Consider the following 18360-nt stretch of genomic DNA (forward strand, 5'->3'; position numbering starts at 1 on the left):
GCTCGTGGAAGCGGGGCTCGGTTAGGCATGAGTGGTACGATCTGCCGCACATGTGAGAAGATGCGAGGCTTTCGGCGCCGTGAGTGGTGTTTCTTACCACATTTGCCCGTGGAAGCGGGGCTCAGGTAGGTATGAGTAGTAAAATGTACCGTACAACATCAGAGGTGTGAGCCTATGTGCAAAAGAGCGGCATTTTTTCCGTACTTAAGCGTACCCGCGAACTTTGTCCAAGTTTCCGCCTCCGCCTCCGTCTTCATCCAGCCGCTCTCCGATCGCCTTTCGCCCCGCCGCGCTCCGTACTACGCCAAGAACCTCCAGCCCCGCTTGGACCCAAGCGGGGCTGGAGGTTCTCTTCATGCGGCGCCGCGCGACACCCGGACGCTAGAACATGTCGGTATGCTCGCGCAGCTTTTTGAGGAATTGGCCGGGCGGCTCGCCCATCTCGGATTTGAATACGGTCGTGAAGTAGTGGACCGTATCGAATCCGGTCTCCTCGGCGATCTGCTTGATCGACCACTCCGTCGTCGTCAGCAGGGAGACGGCTTGGCGGATGCGCTCCCGGCGCACGTAGGTCGTGTAGGACTGACCGAGCTCCTCCCCGAACAAGCGGGACAGGTGGCGAGGCGAGACGTGCAGGTAATCGGCTACGGAAGACAGCTTAAGCTCCTGGGACAGATTGTCCCGGATGTACAGCTTGGCCCGGTGCACCAGCGTCGATGCGGAGGGCTGAACGGCCGTCGCGCGGGCCGGTCCGCGCTGGTCGGCGAACGCGGTCTCGAACGAGGCGAGCAGCGCGCAAGCGAGCCCCAGGATGCTGTCGTCGAAAAAACGCGGCGAAGCCGACGTTTGCCTCAGCAGCGCCAGCCACATGAGAACGGCGGGAAGCGTTTCCGCATTCGGGAGGTGGAAGGCTCGGGACTTTTCCAAACTTTGAAACCGGCGCACCCCTTCCTCGGACGATTCCGTGGGGATGAGCTCGAAGGCGACGAACACGATGTACAGCCCGTCTTCGCTGATGATCTGGTGCTTTAGGTGAGGACGCGACATGAACAGCGTGCCCGGCCCGATCGGCAGCCGGTGCGGGCCTTCCTCGTAGCGGCCTTCCCCGCCGATGACGTAACAAATTTCGAAAAAGGAGTGCTTGTGCACGTGGTTTGTGTACAGCTTCCGCTCTCCGCCCCAATAGTGGACGTAGAAGGAGAGGTCGGAGCCGGTCAGGCTGGCCGCGTAGTCGTTCAGTATGGCGTTGTTGCGGTTCAGTTCCTGCTGCGTAAATTCCATGGGCGAACACCATCCGTACTACACATCTTACCGATTCGCTCCTCCGAATTCAACGCCTTGGCGGCGACGCGGCCGGTTTCTGTCCACTTTTTATAAATCGTCGTCTTTAACCTGAAAAGAATTCGCAAGGACGTTCCTCTATCATGAAGATCAGGTTGGATATCAAAAGAGGGGGTTGGTTGGTTTGGCATTCTACGAACAAAAACCGGTCATCGCAATCGAAGGCTGGCGACAGGAAGCATGGGCAGGATACGGCGCGATCGCCGATCGGCTGGCCTCGCATGCCGGGCAGCGGACGAAGACGATCGTCGTCGTCGAATGTTACCCGGCCGTCCGAATCGAAGAGATCGTGAGCGGGCTTTCCGGGCTTCGGCCCGCGCTGGTGGTGCGCGCCGAGGAGGCCGCCTTGGACGCGGACCGGCTGCAGAAGCTGCTCGGCCGTTATTTGACGGAAGACCGCGTTTTCGGATTCAAGGCACCTTTTACGATAGATGAATTCTACGACGCGGAGCGTCTCGCGGCCGCCAGAAGGCAAGTCGAGGAGGTCCCGGAAGGGGTCGTGCTCGTCGTCGGCTTCGGCGCTTCGCTTGTGGCCGAGGGGGACGTGCTGGTCTATGCCGATCTGGCGCGTTGGGAAATCCAGCAGCGCTACCGCAGCAAAGAATTCGGCAATTGGCGGGCGGACAATGAGGACGAGGATATTTTGCGCAAGTACAAGCGGGGCTTCTTCGTCGAATGGCGCACGGCCGACCGGCTGAAGCGCGCGCTGCTGGAGCGGGCGGACTATTACCTCGACACGAACCGCCAGGACGACCCGCGCATGGTGACGGGCGCCGCGCTGTTCGCGGGCATTCGGGAGACCGTGCGGCGGCCGTTCCGCCTTGTGCCGTATTTCGATCCGGGCGTGTGGGGCGGAACATGGCTGGAGGAGAACATCGGACTCGAGCCGAAAGGCAATCCGTACGCTTGGGGTTTCGACGGCGTCCCGGAGGAAAACAGCTTGATCTATCGGTACGGTGGCGTACAGATCGAAATGCCTTCGTTGAACGTCGTGTTTTTCGAGCCGAAGGCGCTGCTGGGCGAGCGCGTGTACGCACGGTTCGGCGCCGAATTCCCGATCCGCTTCGACTTCCTCGACACGATCGGCGGGCAAAACCTGAGCCTGCAGGTCCATCCGCTGACGGATTACATTCAGCAGCATTTCGGGATGAGCTATACGCAGGATGAGAGCTACTACATCCTGGAGGCAAAGGAAGGCGGAACGGTTTATCTCGGACTCCGGGAAGACGTGGATCCGGAAACGATGATGGCGGATCTGAGGCGCGCGCAGGACGGCGGATTTTCGTTCCCCGCCGACCGGCACGTGAACCTTTTCCCGGCCCGCAAGCACGATCACTTCCTCATTCCGGCGGGTACGGTACACTGCTCGTGTACGGATACGATGGTTCTCGAGATCAGCGCGACGCCGTATATCTTCACGTTCAAGCTCTGGGACTGGGATCGCCTGGGCCTCGACGGCAAGCCGCGGCCGGTTCACCTTGAGCACGGCTTCCGCAACATTCAGTGGGACCGCCGCACCGCGTGGGTGGAGGAGAATCTGATGGATCGCGTGGAACCGGTCGCGGAAGGCGAGGGCTGGTCGGAGGAGCGCACGGGGATGCACGAGCTCCAGTTCATCGAAACCCGCCGCCATTGGTTCACGGATGCGGTTCCGCATCATACAAACGGCGGCGTCCAGATGCTGAACCTGGTCGAAGGGGAAGAGGCGATCGTGGAAAGCCCGACGGGCGCGTTCGAGCCGTTCGTCGTTCGGTACGCGGAGACGTTTATCGTGCCGGCCGCCGTCGGCGCCTACACGATCCGGTCGGCGGACCCTTCGAAGGGCCGGAGCGCGACGATCAAGGCGTATGTCCGGGGCTGATCGCGGCCGGACCGGGATTCGAGGAAACGAAACGGAGTCTCGCGTACGATTCGGAGCGCGCGATTCGAACGGAATGAACTTGGCTTAGGGGGAACCCGCGTGAACGTCACCATCGACTTTGGGGGCACGAACATCAAGATCGGATTGATCCGGGACGGAGAAATGCTGGCGAAGATCAGCATTCCGGCACGGTCCGGGACGGGGTTGCTGTCCCGCCTGCCGGACGTGGAGGAAGGCATCCGGCGTTTGCTAGGCGAAGCCGGTACGTCGCTGGCCGCCTGCGGCGGAATCGGCATCGCGCTGCCCGGCATCATCGACGGAGAAGGAAAAACGCTCCTCTCCATCAAAGACAAATATACGGATGCCCTCGGATTCGATTTCGCGGGTTGGTCGCAGGAACGCTTGGGCTTGCCGCTCGTCGTGGAAAACGACGCCCGCGCGGCGCTGATCGGAGAAACGGCTTACGGCGCCGCCCGAGGAGAGCGGGATGCGGTGCTGGTCATTTTCGGCACCGGGATCGGAACGGCGGCGATGATCGGCGGCCGGGTGCTGCGGGGCAAGCACGGGCAGGCGGGCATTCTCGGCGGACATCTGACCACCGATATTTACGGAGAGCGCTGCAACTGCGGCAATCCGGGCTGCCTCGAAGCGCAGGCAAGCCACTGGGGCATCCCGCTGCGGGCGGCGAAGCTGCCGGGCTACGCGGACAGCGCACTCGCGGCGGAAACGGACTGGGGGTACGCGTCGGTGCTGCGGGCGAGCGAGGAAGGCGACGCTTTCGCCGCGCGCCTTGAAGCCGATTTGCTCCGGCATTGGAGCGCGGGGATCGTTAATCTGATTCACGCGTACGATCCCGAGGTTGTCATCCTGAGCGGGGGCCTCATGAAGTCGGCGGCGCGCATTTTGTCGCCGCTCGCGGAAATGGTGCGGGAGCAGGCTTGGACGCCTTGGGGAGCGCCGCGCTTTCTGGCGGCGGGAGACCCCGAGACGTCCGTGCTGCTCGGCATGTCCTATCTGGCCGATCGGCACGATTCATAGAAAAAAGGAGGAGCAGAGGATGGCGAAAGCGAGCGGGCTGTTCATCGAAGAGGGACCCGCATCCTGGACGATCCTGCAGCAGCGGGAGGGCCGGGCGGAGCTGGCGCTGAGCGGCGGCTGGCACGCGGAGGGCGACTTCGATCCGGCAAAGGCGCAGGGCTATGTCCGCATCATGCGGGAGGAAGACGGAGAGACGGTCGTCCCATGGCAGCGCTGCGAGATGGCGGAAGAGCGGGATTGGTCGATTCGGCTCGATGTACCTGCGGGCGGACTGTACCGCGTCGAGACGTGCCTGCGCATTCGCGAGGACGATCCGGCGATGGAGTGGCCCGTTCGAGGCGATATGATCCATCACCTCGGCGTCGGGGACCTCTGGCTGATCGCCGGGCAGAGCAACGCCGCGGGCTATGGACGGGGTCCGCACGACGACAGCCCCGAGCTGGGCGTTCATCTCCATCGTCTGAACGGGAGATGGGACATGGCGACGCATCCGCTGAACGATCCGACGGATACGCGGTTCCCGCCCAATCGCGAATGGTCCAATCCGGGCCACTCGCCGTTCCTCGCGTTCGCCAAGCGGCTGAAGCGCGAGCTCGGCTATCCGATCGGTCTCGTGCCCACGGCGCTAGGAGGCTCGCACCTGCGCAGCTGGAACGCCGAGGAGAGCGGCGAGCTGTACCGCAACATGCTGGACATCGTAAAGGCGGCAGGCGGCCGTGTCAAAGGGATGGCCTGGTACCAAGGCTGCTCGGACGCGAACGTGCCGGAGAGCGGGGAGTCCGAGACGTACGCGGAGCGCTTCGAGCGGTTCGTCGCGCAGCTGCGGGCGGACCTCGGCGAACCCGTGCTGCCGGTGCTTACCGTCCAGCTCAACCGTCTCATCGGCTGGGAAGTGTCGGACGCGCTGGACCGGTGCTGGGGCCGCGTGCGCGAAGCCCAACGGCAGGCGGCGGCGCGCATTCCGGGCGTGGCGGTCGTTCCCTCGCTCGATTGCGGCGTCTGCGACAACATCCATAACGGGCCGGAGGGCAACGTGAAAATCGGTCTCCGTCTGGCCAAAGCGGCGCTGGCGGACGTCTATGGCCGCGGAGCCGCGTTTCGGGCGCCGCACGCCGCCGGTGCGGTCTACCGTGCGGATGACGAAGCGGGCGAGCCCCGCATCGTCGTGCGGTTCGAGGATGTGGGCGGCCATCTGCTCGCGCATACGACGGAGGACGTGTTCGCGGTGGAGGACGCCAACGGGCGCGTGGCGGTTCGGTCGTGGCGCGTGGAAGGGCCGCGCGAGATCGGTCTGACGCTCGCGCGGCCGCTCGAAGGCGAGGCCGTCGTTCACGGCGCGTTCGAGACGAACCCGGCGTACTACGTGCCGTTCGACGACGCCACGCGCTGGCCGATGCTGGCTTTTTACGGCTTGCGGGTGGAGGCGGAGTAGCATAAGCGCGTCGGAGAGCCAGATGGAGCAAACTGCGCTATCTGCGGCAGAGGAGCGAGCGGGGAGCTCCAGATGGAGCAGAATGCTCCAACCGCGGCGGGGGCGCGATCGGTGCCCAGGCAGAAGGTGCAAAATGCTCCAACTACGGAGGGGGAGCGTTCGGTGCGCGGGCAGATGGAGCAAAATGCTCCAACTGTGGCGGGCGCGCGATCGGTGAGCGGCTAGATGGAGCAAAATGCTCCAACTGCGGCATGGGCGTGATCGGTATGCGGCCAGATGGAGCAAAATGCTCCAATTGTGGCGCGAGCGCGATCGGTGAGCGGCCAGATGGAGCAAAATGCTCCAACTGTGGCGGGCGCGCGATCGGTGTACGGCCAGATGGAGCAAAATGCTCCAACTGCGGCGCGAGCGCGATCGGTGCGCGGGCAGATGGAGCAAAATGCTCCAACTGCGGCGTAGGCGCGATCGGTGAGCGGCCAGATGGAGCAAAATGCTCCAACTGCGGGCGAGTCACGATCGGTGGGCCTTTTGGTACGCGCCGCCCCTGAATGAGCCTTCCCGGCCGGAGCCTGTCCCGTGCACATTTCCTTTCCTCCGATCCCGCGGCAGGCGACCTCTTTGAAATCGCGTGCGTATATTGGTATTCTCAACATAATAGAGAAACTTGGCATTCGGAGAGAAGAGGTGACGACCATGCTGGCTGCTCTGATCGTAATCGGCGCGGTGGCGGCGCTCGCGCTGGCAACGACGCTCGTCCTGCGCTATTATCCGGCGTTCGGCGGGAAACCCGGGGAGGGCGCTCGCTCGCGCATGCTTCGGTCCCCCCACTACGAGAACGGCAAGTTCGTCAATCTCGTGCCGACCTCGGTGAAGATGTCGCTGCGCGAGAATCTCACGGCCTTGGGGGATCTCATCCGCGGCAGACCGGGCGGCAGACCCGACGGCTCACTGGCGACCGAACCGCTCAGCCCTTTGTCGCTGCAGCGAAGCGATGCCGGACGCGCTCAGGCCAAGGTCACCTGGTTCGGCCACTCGGCGTTGCTGCTCGAGCTGGACGGCAAGCGGCTGCTGCTGGATCCGATGCTCGGCCGGTCTCCGTCGCCCTTTCCTAGGATCGGTGGCAAGCGGTATAGCGACAAGCTGCCGATCGAGATCGAAGACCTGCCTCCGATCGATGCGGTGCTCCTTTCCCACGATCACTACGACCATCTGGACTACGGCTCCATCAAGCGGCTGAAGGACAAGGTCGGACGGTTTTTCGTTCCGCTCGGCGTCAGCGCCCATTTGGAGCGGTGGGGCGTCGCGCCGGAGCGAATCGAGGAGTGCGATTGGTGGGATGAGATCGCCTGGGAAGGATTCACGCTGGCTTGCACGCCCGCCCGCCACTTCTCCGGCCGCGGCCTCACGAACCGCAACGGGACGCTGTGGTGCTCCTGGGTGATCGTCGGCGCGGCTGCGCGGATCTATTTCAGCGGAGACAGCGGGTACGGCCCGCACTTTCGCCAGATCGGAGACAAGTACGGCGCGTTCGATCTGACGCTGATGGAGTGCGGGCAGTACGACAAGCGCTGGGCCGCCATCCACATGCTGCCGGAGGAGACGGTGCAGGCGCATCTCGACGTAAGGGGCAAGCTCATGATCCCGATCCATTGGGCCGCCTTCACGCTGGCGCTTCACGATTGGAGAGATCCGGTGGAACGGGCCGCCAAGGCCGCCGGAGAGCGGCGGACGAAGATCGCCACGCCGCGGATCGGGGAGCCCGTCCTGATCGGAGGGGCGACCTATCCGTCCGCCGCATGGTGGCGGTAAGACGACGCATGGCCAGAAAGGCCGGGTGCGGGAAATTCCCGCGCCTGGCCTTTTTTTTGAGCTTTGCCATAGTCCGCCATGCCCCTGCCGCAATCCACAACGCCCATACCGTAGTTCACAACGCCCATGTCGAAGCCCGCATCGCCCCTGCAGTCCTGACGGTATAAAAAATGCCCGCCGGATGGCGGGAGGGGAGGCCGGCGGCTAGCGGACGTTCGCGAGCTTCTCCGGATTGACGACGATATAGATATCCGCAATCCGGTCCTGTTCCGCGCGGAAAGTAAGGACCGTCGAGGGCTGACCGTCCGCGTAGAGGACGATGCCGGGTTCGCCGCCCACGTCGGCGTACCGGTAGGAGGCGTCGGCCGGCTGCTTGGCATAGATGCTGAACAGGAACATCGCCACGCGATCGCTGCCCCGGATCGGCCGCAGCGCGGCGTTCGTCTTGCCGCCGCCGTCCGTATAGGCGGAGGCGTCCACCGCGAGCGTGCGCAGCAGCAAGCCGGTATCGCCCGAGGAAATGGCCTGAACAAACTGGCTGACAAGCCGGGCCAACTGTTCTTTCGACCCTTCACCCGATGCGGGAGGAAGACGTTCCTCTGTTTCCCCTATCGCTCCCCCTTGTTCCTCCAGTCCGCGCCTGGCTCGGCGGAAGATTTGCCGGCAGTTCGCCGAGCTCTTGCCGACCATATCCGCAATCTCCGCATATTCGTATCCCCAAGCCTCTCGCAACAGAAAAACGGCCCGTTCGACGGCGGAAAGCTGCTGAAGCAGGAGGAGGTAAGCGGTCGACAGCGATTCTTGCTGGGCAAGCGACTCGTACGGTCCATCCTTCTCTGTCAGAAGAGGCTCCGGCAGCCAAGGGCCGACATAGACCTCTCTGCGATGCCGGGAGGACTTCAAGAGATCGAGGCAGCGGTTGGTTACGATCCGGCACAGATAAGCTTTGACGTTGCGGATGGCGTCCGGCTCTGCCGTATTCAAGGCCAGGAATGCCTCGTGTACGATGTCCTCCGCGTCCATGACGCTCCCCAACATGCGATATGCCAACGAGAATAGAAGCGGCTTGTAGGCGCCGTAGACTTCGTTCGTGAGCAAATTTTGGTCCAATCCCATCACCTCAGGCCGTTTCGGTGGCCGCCGCGCGCGTATGCGGCCGCAGATCTTCCAACACTTGTCGGGCGGCCCGGTCGGCGCTTGCGGCGGCCGCGTCTACGAGCATTTCGCCATGCGTCGTCCAGTCTCCTGCCACGTAGAAGCCCGGCAGCTCCGGGACGCGCGGTCCGGGCAGCGGTCCCGTCCGGTCCAGATGCATATAGTCGTGGGAGACGGCGATGTTGGGCAAATATAGTCGGGCGACGACCTCATTGCGCCAGCCCGGATGGATCAACGTCATCGTCTCTTCGAGCAGCCGCTCGTCGGCGCGAGGGTCGCTTTCTCCGGCGCCATTATACTTCAGCAAATGCACCACCCGGTGACCTTCGTCGCTCAATCGGGCTACGGAGGTGTGGTGAGAGAAGTACACGGGCTGGTCCAGGCCGATCGCGAAGTGGCGGTCCGGGATCGGCAGCCGTTTGAGCGCCAAGTCCAGACCGGCGGCCATGATGGGTCGTGCCTCGTTCTTCCAGCGCTCCAGCGAGGGCAGCTCGGCGTCCTGCACGAGCCGATGTGTTCCCGCGGGGCTGAGCGTGCTGATCACCGTCCGGGCGGACAGCGTCTCGCCATCATGGAGCCGAACGCCGCTCACTCGGCCGTCCTCGCGGATGATGTTGGCGATCGCCGCCCCCGTGCGTACGGTCGCGCCCGCCCGGACGGCTAGTTCGTGCAGTTGATCCACCAATCGCTGCCATCCTCCGTGCACATACAGAACGCTCCCCTTCATCGAACGCTGGACTTGAAGCAGGGCCGGGCCGGCAAGCTGGCGGCTCACCTCCTTGTTGTACGTCCCCGTCCGGCTCAACGCGTAAAAAAAGTGGCGGACCATCGGATCGCGAATTTCGCGTTCGGCCCACTCCCGCAAGCTCATCTTTGGGATCGCCGCGGGATCGTAGCGGTGCAGGCGCCCCATGAATCGTCCGAGCTCCAGCTTCCCCGACCCGGAGAGCAGCCGCGAGCGCAGCAGCAGCCAAGGGGTGACGGGCAGCGGGGCGAGGCGCCCCTGCCAGATGCCATAGCCGTTGGTCGGAGGAACGCTGCCTTCGATCGAGACGCCAAGCTCGCGCAGCATGGCGTTGGCCTCGCCGTCCCGGTAGAGCGCATGCGCGCCCAGATTGAACAGCGCGCCGTTCTTCTCATGCGTCATTCCGCGTCCGCCCAATTGATTCGATCGCTCCAGCAGGATGACCTTTCGATTCGCGCGAGCCAGCTTCACGGCCGCGATCAACCCGGCGAACCCTCCCCCTACGACGACCGCGTCATACTCCTTCATTGGATATGCCGTTTGCATGTCCTCATCTCCTCTTTTCATCCGGATGCACACGAGACGAGGAGAGGGGCGGATTTGTGACAGACTTGGCGTAAAAGCGTTGAAAAGAAGCTTTCGCGTTGCAGGTCTTTCTATGAGCGGGACGTGATGCCGATCCATTTGCCGGTGCGGGCATCAAAATGAAGCTTTTTCATGCGTTGCCGCTCGTCGTAGCCGACGACCGTAAAGAAGACGGTTTGCCACTCCCTCCGAACGATATAGTGATAGCCTCTGGCGAACGATTGTCCCGGTCGAAGACGCAGCTTGACCGCTTGCTCGTACAAGTAAGGAGAATCGACGACGAGTTCCGATGCCTGGATGAACTCGTCGTCCCGGACGAAGTCGCGGCTTTCTCTCGCGGAGGCGACGCCGCCGTTTTTGATGTTAACGATTAGAATCCGCTGACTGCCCCGATGGCCGAAGACCAGGTTCCACACTTCTCTTTTTCCGTTCGCACCAAGCGTAATCGTATCTCTAGTTTCGACTGCGCGATCGACGCTGGTGAGAAGGATCAATTGGTCCAGACCTGCTTTACGAGCGGGTGCAAGACCGATTCGGTAAGCTTCCTGGGCCGTCAAATCGCGCGGCTGAGCGCGAACGGATTGGCCGGAAGCCGTCAAGCATACCACGCTCAGCAGAAGCAGCAAGCGGATTCGTCGCATTTGTCGCATCGGTTTGCTCCTATTCCATTAATGAATGCACTGTCCCTCCATAACATGTCCCAGTTTGTGGGTGCGTTCATCGAAAAAATCGACTAACGGAGACGGAAACGAGGGTTGTGCGGTCGCGATAGTCGAAAAAATCGACGATCTACCGTTCAAGGTAGTCCTTACGGCGAAAGTTACTCGGAAAATCTGCACAATTCCGGCGCATGGACGGACTTCGACGAAAGTTGCTCGGAAAATCCGCACAATTCCGGCGCATGGACGGACTTCGGCAAAAGTTACTCGGAAAATCCGCATAATTCCGGCGCATGGACGGACTTCAGCAAAAGTTACTCGGAAAATCCGCACAATTCCGGCGCATGGACGGACTTCGGCGAAAGTTACTCAGAAAATCCGCACAACTCCGGCGCATGGACGAACTTCGGCGAAAGTTACTCGGAAAAACCGCACAATTCCGGCGTATGGACGGACTTCGGCGAAAGTTACTCGGAAAATCCGCACAATTCAGGCGAATGGAGAGACTTCAGCAAAAGTTACTCGGAAAATCCGCACAATTCCGGCGTTTGAACAGGCTTCAGGTAAAAGTTACTCGGAAAATCCGCACAATTCCGGCGCATGGACGGACTTCAGAGAAAGCTACTCGGAAAATCCGCACAATTCCGACGCACGGACACGTTTCAGCTTGCGCACAATACGGCTTTCTCGAAAGGAAAAACGGTATTTATTCCAGCCGGATAAAAAATCGGGATTACCCGAAACGTTATTGAACCGAGAGGCGTCAATCTGCTCGTTCGACAATAACGTTTAGTCTGCACCTATAACCCAAAACGGAGCCGTCCGGCTCCGTTTTGGGTTTGTCGGAAGTCCCCCTGCCGCTGGCGCCTTACCCCTTCACCGCTCCGGCGACGACGCCTTTGACGATATATTTCTGGAGGAAGATGAACACCACGATCGAAGGCAGCACGGCCATGACCATCGCGGTCATCGCGTATTGCCAGTCGGACGTGTATTGTCCGACGAACGTGTACGCGGCGAGCGTCAGCGTCTTGGTCGACGGCGAACCGTTGACCATGAGCAGCGGCAGCAGGAAGTCGTTCCAGATCCACATGACGTCGATGATGACGATCGTCGTCGTCACCGACTTGAGCAGCGGGAAGATGACGGAGAAGAACAGGCGGAAACCCGAAGCGCCGTCGATCATCGCGCTCTCGTCCAGCTCCTTGGGGATGCCCTTGACGAAGCCGTGGTAGATGAACACAGCGAGCGGCGCGCCGAAGCCCCAATACAGCAGCCCGAGGCCCCAAGTACTATCGGACAAGTGCAGGTACCGCGCCGTCTTCAGCACCGTGAGCATGATCGACTGGAACGGGATCAGCATCGGCATGATGCAGATAAAGTAGATGATCGCGCTAGACCGGGACTTCGTCCGCGACAGCTTGTAGGCGGCGATGGACGACACCAGGATGATGCCGGCCAGCCCGAGCACGGTAATGACGGTGTTATTCAGAAACAGCCGCGGGTAATTGATGAATTCCCAGACGTACGAGTAGTTCGCAAACGTGAGCTTCTTCGGCAGGGCGATGACGTCGGTCATGACCTCCTGGAAGCTTTTCATCGAGTTGATGACGGCCAGGAACAGCGGATACAGGAACAAGAGCGAGAGGAGGATCATGACGATCTCTCCGAGCAGGCGGCCGGTCTTGCGTGTGGACATTATCCCTCGACCTCCCTGCGTTTGAAAATGGTCAGCTGCACGACCGTGATGACGAGCACCGCCACGAACAAGATGAGCGCCTTGGCCGTGCCGTAGCCGTACAGGTTGTTCTGGAATGTATCCCGGTAGATGTCGTAGGCGATGCTGTACGTCGTCCCGCCGGGACCGCCGCCGGTGAGCGAGAGGATGACGTCGAACACCTTGATCGAGTTCGTCAGCGCCATGAAGACGGCGATCGTGATCGAAGGAGCGAGCAGCGGCAGCGTCACGCTGAAGAAGCGGCGGATCGGTCCGGCGCCGTCCACGACGGCCGCTTCCTTCAGATCGTCGGGCACCGACTGCAGCCCCGCGATGTAGATGACGAGGTAAAAGCCGATCGACTGCCAAATCGAGACGCCGAGAACGGAAATAAAGGCGAGGCCGGGTTCCCCGAGCCAGCTGAGCTTGAAGATGCCCCAGCCGGTGCTGTCCGCGAGCGATTCGAAGCCTTGCATGAAAATGAACTTCCAGATGAACCCGACGATGACCAGGCTCAAAATGTACGGAATGAAGAAAGCTGCCCGCAGCCACGTCTTCGACTTCAGCTTGGCGTCGAGGATCAGGGCGAGCAGGATGGCCAGCACGTTGATCAAGACGATGTAGAGCACTGCGTATTTGATCGTGAACCAGGCGGAATTCGCGAAGTTGGCGTCCCCGGTGAAAATTTGCTTAAAGTTGTCCAAGCCGATGAATTTGGGATGCTTGGATATGCCGTTCCACTTGGTCAGCGAGTAGCGGACCGTCATCGCGAACGGGATGTAAAAGGCGATCGCCACGCAGAGCAGCACCGGCACGGTGAACAGTCCGAATTCGATCTTCGCGCCAAGTTTTCGCTTGAGTTTAGACATCCCCGCACCTCTTTCGTCGTTTCTACACCGCGCGAACCGTCCGTCAAACGCGTTCTGTACATCCGGGACAGTTCGGCTATAATGCAATATTAAACGGCTGCCCGCGGTGAAAAAATGGATTTAAGTAAACAGTTAAGGGTAATAAGGTGAACTGTGCGGGGGCGGGGAGGAACTATGGATACGCTATGGAATCGGGTCCGGAGAAGGGTGCGCCGGGTGGGGGATTTCGCCTCGCGGCGGCTGGTGAACAAGCTGATCCTGCTCTTCACGTCCATCATCATTCTCGTTGTCGCTTCTCTGACTTTCATCTCGTACAAGACGATCGAACGGCAGTCGGTCGACTACAGCATCGCGAGCAACCGGAGCAATCTGAAGCTGGTGAACCAGAACTTCGTCAAGTACATGGCCGAGATCGAGCAGCTATCGCTGCCGCAGATCCGCTACGATCCGCTGATGAGCGCCATCCGCAAAGTGTCGCAGGACTACGTCTCGCGGCTGTATCTGGAGGATTATCTGCGCAGCCTGTACTATTCCCGAAGCGACCTGGTCGGCATCTATCTGTATCTCGTGGACGAGCGCAAATATTTGTACGTGACCCGGGAGCGGTACAACGTAACCGTCCGCGCCATGGAGGACGACGGCATTCCCCGGCAGGTTTGGTACAAGCTCGCCATGAGCAGCCCGAAAAACCGGGCGATCCAGTCGCTTCTTTATCCCGCGTCCACCGGGTACAAGCTGCCGGAAGGCGAAGCCTTCATGGCGTATCACCGGGTGCTTCGCTCGCTGGCCGATCGGGCGCCGAGGGCGGTGCTGTCCTTTTACTTCAATCCCAGCGTGAAGGACGAGATCATGAAGGACATCCCGATGGGCACGGGAGAGCACGTTTTTTTGCTGGACGCGCAGGGCGTGGTCTTTCATGCGGACGAAAAGGCGTTCTTCGACGAGGCGCGGTCCTCGGACTTTCTGGCGCTGATGCGGGAAGCGGGCGACCGGGACCGGTTCGGCTGGTCGAACGGAGACGAGCGGTACATGGTCGTGGAAAACGTCAGCGAGACGGACGGTTGGCGGCTGATCAAGCCGATCCCGTACAGCGAGATCTACCGGACGGCCGTGTCGGCCCGCCGGATCGGCATCTGGATCGGCGTCGGCTTTCTGGCGTTGGCCACGATCCTTGTGACCTTGACCTCCAATGCCATCACGCGCCCGCTGAAGAAGCTCTCCCACCAGATGAGTCGTTTCGCGGCGGGCTCTTTCGACGCGGAGACGGAGGTAAAGGGGCGGGACGAGATCGCCTATCTGTCGCGGCACTTCAACTTGATGGTTCGGCGGACCAACGAGCTGATCAACGAACGGTACAAGATGAAGCTCGCCCGCAAAAACGCGATCCTGAAGGCGCTGGAGGCGGAGATCAATCCGCACTTCCTGTACAACGCACTGCAGGCCATCTCGACCAAAGCGCTCAAGCAGGGGATGGAGGACATCACGGAGATGGTGGACGCGCTGGCGCAGACGCTCCGCTACTGCATAAGCGGCAAAGACGTCGTTCAAGCTAGGGACGAACTAAAGCACATCGAGCGCTATCTCGTGCTGCAAAAAGCTCGGTTCGGCGAGCGGCTCCAGGTGGTCTACGACTTCGACGAGTCGCTGCTCGGCGCGCGCATCCCGAAGCTGTCGATTCAGTCGCTCGTGGAAAACGCGATCCAGCATGCGCTGGAGAAGGTGTCTTCGCCGGTCGCGATCGTGATCGCGATGCGCCTCGCGCCGGAGCATATCGTCATCTCGGTGCGGGACGACGGCCCCGGCATTGCGCCGGACACGCTGGAAAAGATATTGCGGTCATTCGAGACCGAATGGGAGGACCGCGAGGAGGGCAGCATCGGCCTCCGCAATTTGAACGCCCGGCTGAAGCTGATTTTCGGAGGCGAAGCCGGCTTGCAGATCCGGACCGGCGATACGGGGACGGAGATGCGGATGCTGCTGCCGCGGGAAGGGGGAAACACGCATGTATAAAGTGCTGATCATCGACGACGAGGAGCCCTCGCGCGAGGCGATCCGCATACTCGGCGACTGGGACGGACTCGGCGTCGGCGAGGTGCTCGAGGCGGGGGACGGCCGCGTCGGACTGGCCTTGCTGCGGGAGTGCAAGCCCGACCTCGTCCTTGTCGATATGAAGATGCCGGAAATGGACGGCGTCGCCTTCTTGCGGGAGGTCGAACGCGACTTTCCGAATCTGTTCACGATCGTGATCAGCGGCTTCGACGACTTCGAATTCACGCGGCAGGCGATCCGGTCCCGGGTCGCAGACTACCTGCTGAAGCCGGTCAACCGGCAGGATCTGAACCAGGCGCTGCGCAAAGCGATCGACCTAATCGAGGCGCGCAAGAGCAGCGAGAGCGAAGTCATCCATCGCAATATTACGCTGAACATGTCGCTGCCCAAGCTCAAGGAAGACGTGTATCTGTCCATTATCGCCCGAACCTTCAAGTTCCGCGGCAGCGCGGCGCTGCTGCCGCTAATTGGGGCGGACGATCCGGACAAGCGGTTCGGCGCCGCTTCGGTGCGCCTGCTCAATCTGGAGGCGGTCGCCGGGTCGCGATTCGGCGGCGAGCATGGGCTGCTCTTGTACGCCGTCTCGAATATCGTGAACGACATGTCGGAGGAAGGCTTCCAGAGCTTCGGCCTGTCGAATCCGAAGGCCCCGCGCGAGCTGATCGTCATCCACGCGATGGCGGGCGGAACGCCGAAGGATTTTCGCTTCCGTTCCGCGCATTTCATGCACAAAGTCGTCGCCGCCGTCCGCGATCTGTTCGGACTTGCCGCGATCGTCGGTCTCGGCCCGCAGGCGGTGGAGATCGGCTGTCTCGCCGACGCTTACGACGCGGCGGCGGCGGCCGTCGGCGGCATCGACCTCCGCAAGCTGGCGGACGGCGTCGTGACCGCTTCGCCTCCCTCGGCTTCGGGCGAAATTCCGTCCGTATCCGGGCGAATGCCGCTCCTCCGCGCCGCGATCGAATCCGGGCATGCGAGCCAGGCGCGGAGCGTCGTGCTCGACTGGACGCGGAGGCTGCGCGAGCTGGATGGCTTCAGCCTGGATCATGCCTATCGCCTGCTGGGCGAGCTCGTCATTCTGCTGAACGACACGGCGATCGACTTCGGCGTACCGCCCGCGAAGCTCGCGATCGGGGGTGCCGACGCGCTCGCTTCGATCGGCGTCGGAACGGACTTCGCCGGCATGGACGAATACGAGGCGTTGCTGTGCCGGCTGGTCGATCGATACGCGGAGCTGGTCCGGTCGGAGAGTCCCGCGGACCGGCCGTTCGACGTCGGCGAGATCAAAGCTTATATCGACCGGCACTACTTTGAGGAGATCAAGATTTCGATGTTCACCGAACGCTACTATCTCAGCCGCGAATACCTGATGAAGCTGTTCAAGCAGCAGTTCGGCTTCGGCATCCACGAGTACGTCCAGAAAGTCCGAATGGACAAAGCCCGGGAACTGCTGAACGATCCGGCGCTCAAAATCCAGGAAATCTCCGAGATGCTGGGATACAAGGACAAGAATTACTTCAGCAAGGCGTTTCGCAATTACGTGGGGCTGTCGCCGACGGAATACCGGCTGCGGCGGGAGGATGGAGAAATGTGAACCGGCAGAAGGAATACACTTTTTTACCCTCAAGTGATTACTTATCTGCATCGTGCCCGTCCTCCGAACTCGCTAGAATGAACTTCGAAGACACACAACACCTATCGAGTGGGGGCGTAGCTATGCGAAAGAAAATCGCGGGTCTGTCCGTCAGCCTCGTATTGATGGCCGGCGCGCTGGCCGCATGCGGCGGCAATGGCAACGACGGCAACAACGCGGCGGGAGGGTCGTCTCCGTCCGCGTCCGGAGGGAGCTCGGACAAGCCGGTCACGATCAACATGTTCACGGCATCCCCGGAGTACACCGACGCTTTTAACGCTTACATCGCGGAATACAAAAAAGTCAAACCGAACGTCAAGATCAATCTCGAGATCATGCAGTCCGACTACAACACCGTCCTGAAATCTCGCATCGCCTCCGGCAACACGCCGGACGTCTTCCAGACGACGGCGGGCGGCGATATCGACACGTTCGCCGAATACAGCGCGGACCTGACGAACGAGCCGCTGGCAGCCGCGATGACCGACGCCGTGCGCGCCAACATGACGTCTTCGGACGGCAAGGTGCTGGGGCTGCCGGTCAAGGGCAACCTGTTCACCTTGATCTACAACAAAAAGCTGTTAGCCGAAGCAGGCATCACCCAAGTGCCGAAAACGACGGCGGAGCTGGACGACGCGATCGCCAAGCTCGAAGCCAAGGGCATCACGCCGTTCGCCAACGCCTACAAGGAATGGTGGACGTGGAAGCACGTGTTCCAGCATTTCGTAGACGCTGCGGCGATGGATCAGGGCGTGGAAGCCAAAGCGCTCGTCGCCGACTTCATCGCGGGCAAGACGACGTTCAAGGATCACCCGGTGCTGGAAAACAACTTCTTCAGCTTCATCGACGCAACCGTCAAGCACGGCACCGACAAGCCGCTTGAGCGCGACAGCAACGCCGAAGTGAGCGACTTCTCATCCGGCAAAGCCGCGATCATGACCGGCAAGGGTGCCTGGGACGAAGAAGCGATCAAGAAGATCAACCCGGACATCGAGATCGGCATCATGGGCTACCCGGTGAGCGACAAGCCGGAGCAAGCCGTTATCATCACCGGCGCCGACCAGGCGCTGCGTATCAACAAGGACTCTCCGGTAGCCAAGGAGACGATCGAATTCTTCAACTGGCTGTACACGTCCGACTACGGCAAGCAATGGTTCTCCAACATCGCGAAGGTCATCCCGCCGATCAAGGACGCGCCGCTGCCCGACCTGGCCATGCCGAAAGCGATGGACGAAATGCTGAAGACCGAGAAGTCCGGCGACCTGTCCGTCAACTACTCGCTCGATACGTTCCACCAGAAGTTCGGCGAGATCATGCAGGCCTATATCGGCGGTAGCAAAAAGAAGGATCAGGCGATCACGGAAATTCAGCAAGCGTGGATCCAACTGGGCTCCGCCGAGTAAGGCAGAGCGCGGGGACGGATCGGAAAAACGCGCGCAATAACCTAGCTTAACCCAGCGCTCCCGG

13 protein-coding genes are annotated in these 18360 nt (G+C 61.4%); 7 read left to right on the top strand and 6 right to left on the bottom strand.

Features of this window, described 5'->3' with window-relative positions; translation table 11 throughout:
* Positions 1–381: 381 nt before the first annotated feature.
* A complete protein-coding gene (locus LKX83_RS23580; RefSeq protein WP_227885287.1) occupies positions 382–1281 on the bottom strand; it encodes an AraC family transcriptional regulator in 900 nt (299 codons plus the stop codon).
* A 184-nt stretch (positions 1282–1465) separates the two neighbouring features.
* Here LKX83_RS23580 and LKX83_RS23585 point away from each other — a divergent pair, with 184 nt between their 5' ends.
* From LKX83_RS23585 to LKX83_RS23600, 4 genes are all read left to right on the top strand, one after another.
* Positions 1466–3202 (top strand): class I mannose-6-phosphate isomerase, encoded by a 1737-nt coding sequence (locus LKX83_RS23585; RefSeq protein ID WP_227885288.1) that lies wholly within the window; start codon positions 1466–1468, stop codon positions 3200–3202.
* A 99-nt stretch (positions 3203–3301) separates the two neighbouring features.
* Complete coding sequence (locus tag LKX83_RS23590; protein WP_227885289.1) at positions 3302–4240, top strand: ROK family protein; 939 nt, start codon at positions 3302–3304, stop codon at positions 4238–4240.
* A 19-nt stretch (positions 4241–4259) separates the two neighbouring features.
* The gene (locus LKX83_RS23595) at positions 4260–5672 is read left to right on the top strand and encodes a sialate O-acetylesterase (protein WP_227885290.1); all 1413 of its coding nucleotides are present in this window, start codon (positions 4260–4262) and stop codon (positions 5670–5672) included.
* A 693-nt stretch (positions 5673–6365) separates the two neighbouring features.
* The gene (locus LKX83_RS23600; RefSeq protein ID WP_227885353.1) at positions 6366–7481 is read left to right on the top strand and encodes an MBL fold metallo-hydrolase; all 1116 of its coding nucleotides are present in this window, start codon (positions 6366–6368) and stop codon (positions 7479–7481) included.
* Between the two features lie 204 nt (positions 7482–7685).
* Here the strand turns inward: LKX83_RS23600 and LKX83_RS23605 are convergent, their stop codons facing one another.
* From LKX83_RS23605 to LKX83_RS23625, 5 genes are all read right to left on the bottom strand, one after another.
* Positions 7686–8591 carry an RNA polymerase sigma-70 factor gene (locus LKX83_RS23605; RefSeq protein ID WP_227885291.1) on the bottom strand — a complete coding sequence of 302 codons (906 nt, stop codon included), beginning with the start codon at positions 8589–8591 and terminating at the stop codon, positions 7686–7688.
* Positions 8592–8601: 10 nt separating this feature from the next.
* A complete protein-coding gene (locus LKX83_RS23610; RefSeq protein WP_227885292.1) occupies positions 8602–9927 on the bottom strand; it encodes a phytoene desaturase family protein in 1326 nt (441 codons plus the stop codon).
* A gap of 110 nt (positions 9928–10037) precedes the next feature.
* Positions 10038–10616, bottom strand: coding sequence for a hypothetical protein (locus tag LKX83_RS23615; protein ID WP_227885293.1), 579 nt, complete (start codon positions 10614–10616; stop codon positions 10038–10040).
* A gap of 877 nt (positions 10617–11493) precedes the next feature.
* Positions 11494–12324 carry a carbohydrate ABC transporter permease gene (locus tag LKX83_RS23620; protein WP_227885294.1) on the bottom strand — a complete coding sequence of 277 codons (831 nt, stop codon included), beginning with the start codon at positions 12322–12324 and terminating at the stop codon, positions 11494–11496.
* Positions 12324–13211: a carbohydrate ABC transporter permease gene (locus LKX83_RS23625; RefSeq protein WP_227885295.1), complete on the bottom strand. Its 888-nt coding sequence runs from the start codon at positions 13209–13211 to the stop codon at positions 12324–12326. Before LKX83_RS23625 ends, LKX83_RS23620 begins: the two co-directional genes overlap by 1 nt.
* A 174-nt stretch (positions 13212–13385) precedes the next feature.
* Here LKX83_RS23625 and LKX83_RS23630 point away from each other — a divergent pair, with 174 nt between their 5' ends.
* The 3 genes from LKX83_RS23630 to LKX83_RS23640 all read left to right on the top strand — a co-directional run bounded on the left by LKX83_RS23630 (position 13386) and on the right by LKX83_RS23640 (position 18296).
* Positions 13386–15221, top strand: a complete 1836-nt coding sequence (locus LKX83_RS23630) for a cache domain-containing sensor histidine kinase (RefSeq protein ID WP_227885296.1) — start codon at positions 13386–13388, stop codon at positions 15219–15221.
* Complete coding sequence (locus LKX83_RS23635; RefSeq protein WP_227885297.1) at positions 15214–16854, top strand: response regulator transcription factor; 1641 nt, start codon at positions 15214–15216, stop codon at positions 16852–16854. The genes LKX83_RS23630 and LKX83_RS23635 overlap by 8 nt, the downstream gene beginning before the upstream one ends.
* A gap of 122 nt (positions 16855–16976) precedes the next feature.
* Positions 16977–18296 carry an ABC transporter substrate-binding protein gene (locus tag LKX83_RS23640; RefSeq protein ID WP_227885298.1) on the top strand — a complete coding sequence of 440 codons (1320 nt, stop codon included), beginning with the start codon at positions 16977–16979 and terminating at the stop codon, positions 18294–18296.
* The last annotated feature ends 64 nt before the right edge of the window (positions 18297–18360 follow it).

The organism is Cohnella baijiui, assembly GCF_020731285.1.
Classification (GTDB): domain Bacteria; phylum Bacillota; class Bacilli; order Paenibacillales; family Paenibacillaceae; genus Cohnella.

Excerpts from the sequence above, each read along its gene's own strand:
- LKX83_RS23580 (WP_227885287.1), bottom strand. The coding sequence starts at position 1,281 with ATGGAATTTACGCAGCAGGAACTGAACCGCAACAACGCCATACTGAAC.
- LKX83_RS23595 (WP_227885290.1), top strand. The coding sequence starts at position 4,260 with ATGGCGAAAGCGAGCGGGCTGTTCATCGAAGAGGGACCCGCATCCTGG.
- LKX83_RS23600 (WP_227885353.1), top strand. The coding sequence starts at position 6,366 with ATGCTGGCTGCTCTGATCGTAATCGGCGCGGTGGCGGCGCTCGCGCTG.
- LKX83_RS23610 (WP_227885292.1), bottom strand. The coding sequence starts at position 9,927 with ATGCAAACGGCATATCCAATGAAGGAGTATGACGCGGTCGTCGTAGGG.
- LKX83_RS23615 (WP_227885293.1), bottom strand. The coding sequence starts at position 10,616 with ATGCGACAAATGCGACGAATCCGCTTGCTGCTTCTGCTGAGCGTGGTA.
- LKX83_RS23620 (WP_227885294.1), bottom strand. The coding sequence starts at position 12,324 with ATGTCCACACGCAAGACCGGCCGCCTGCTCGGAGAGATCGTCATGATC.
- LKX83_RS23625 (WP_227885295.1), bottom strand. The coding sequence starts at position 13,211 with ATGTCTAAACTCAAGCGAAAACTTGGCGCGAAGATCGAATTCGGACTG.
- LKX83_RS23630 (WP_227885296.1), top strand. The coding sequence starts at position 13,386 with ATGGATACGCTATGGAATCGGGTCCGGAGAAGGGTGCGCCGGGTGGGG.
- LKX83_RS23635 (WP_227885297.1), top strand. The coding sequence starts at position 15,214 with ATGTATAAAGTGCTGATCATCGACGACGAGGAGCCCTCGCGCGAGGCG.
- LKX83_RS23640 (WP_227885298.1), top strand. The coding sequence starts at position 16,977 with ATGCGAAAGAAAATCGCGGGTCTGTCCGTCAGCCTCGTATTGATGGCC.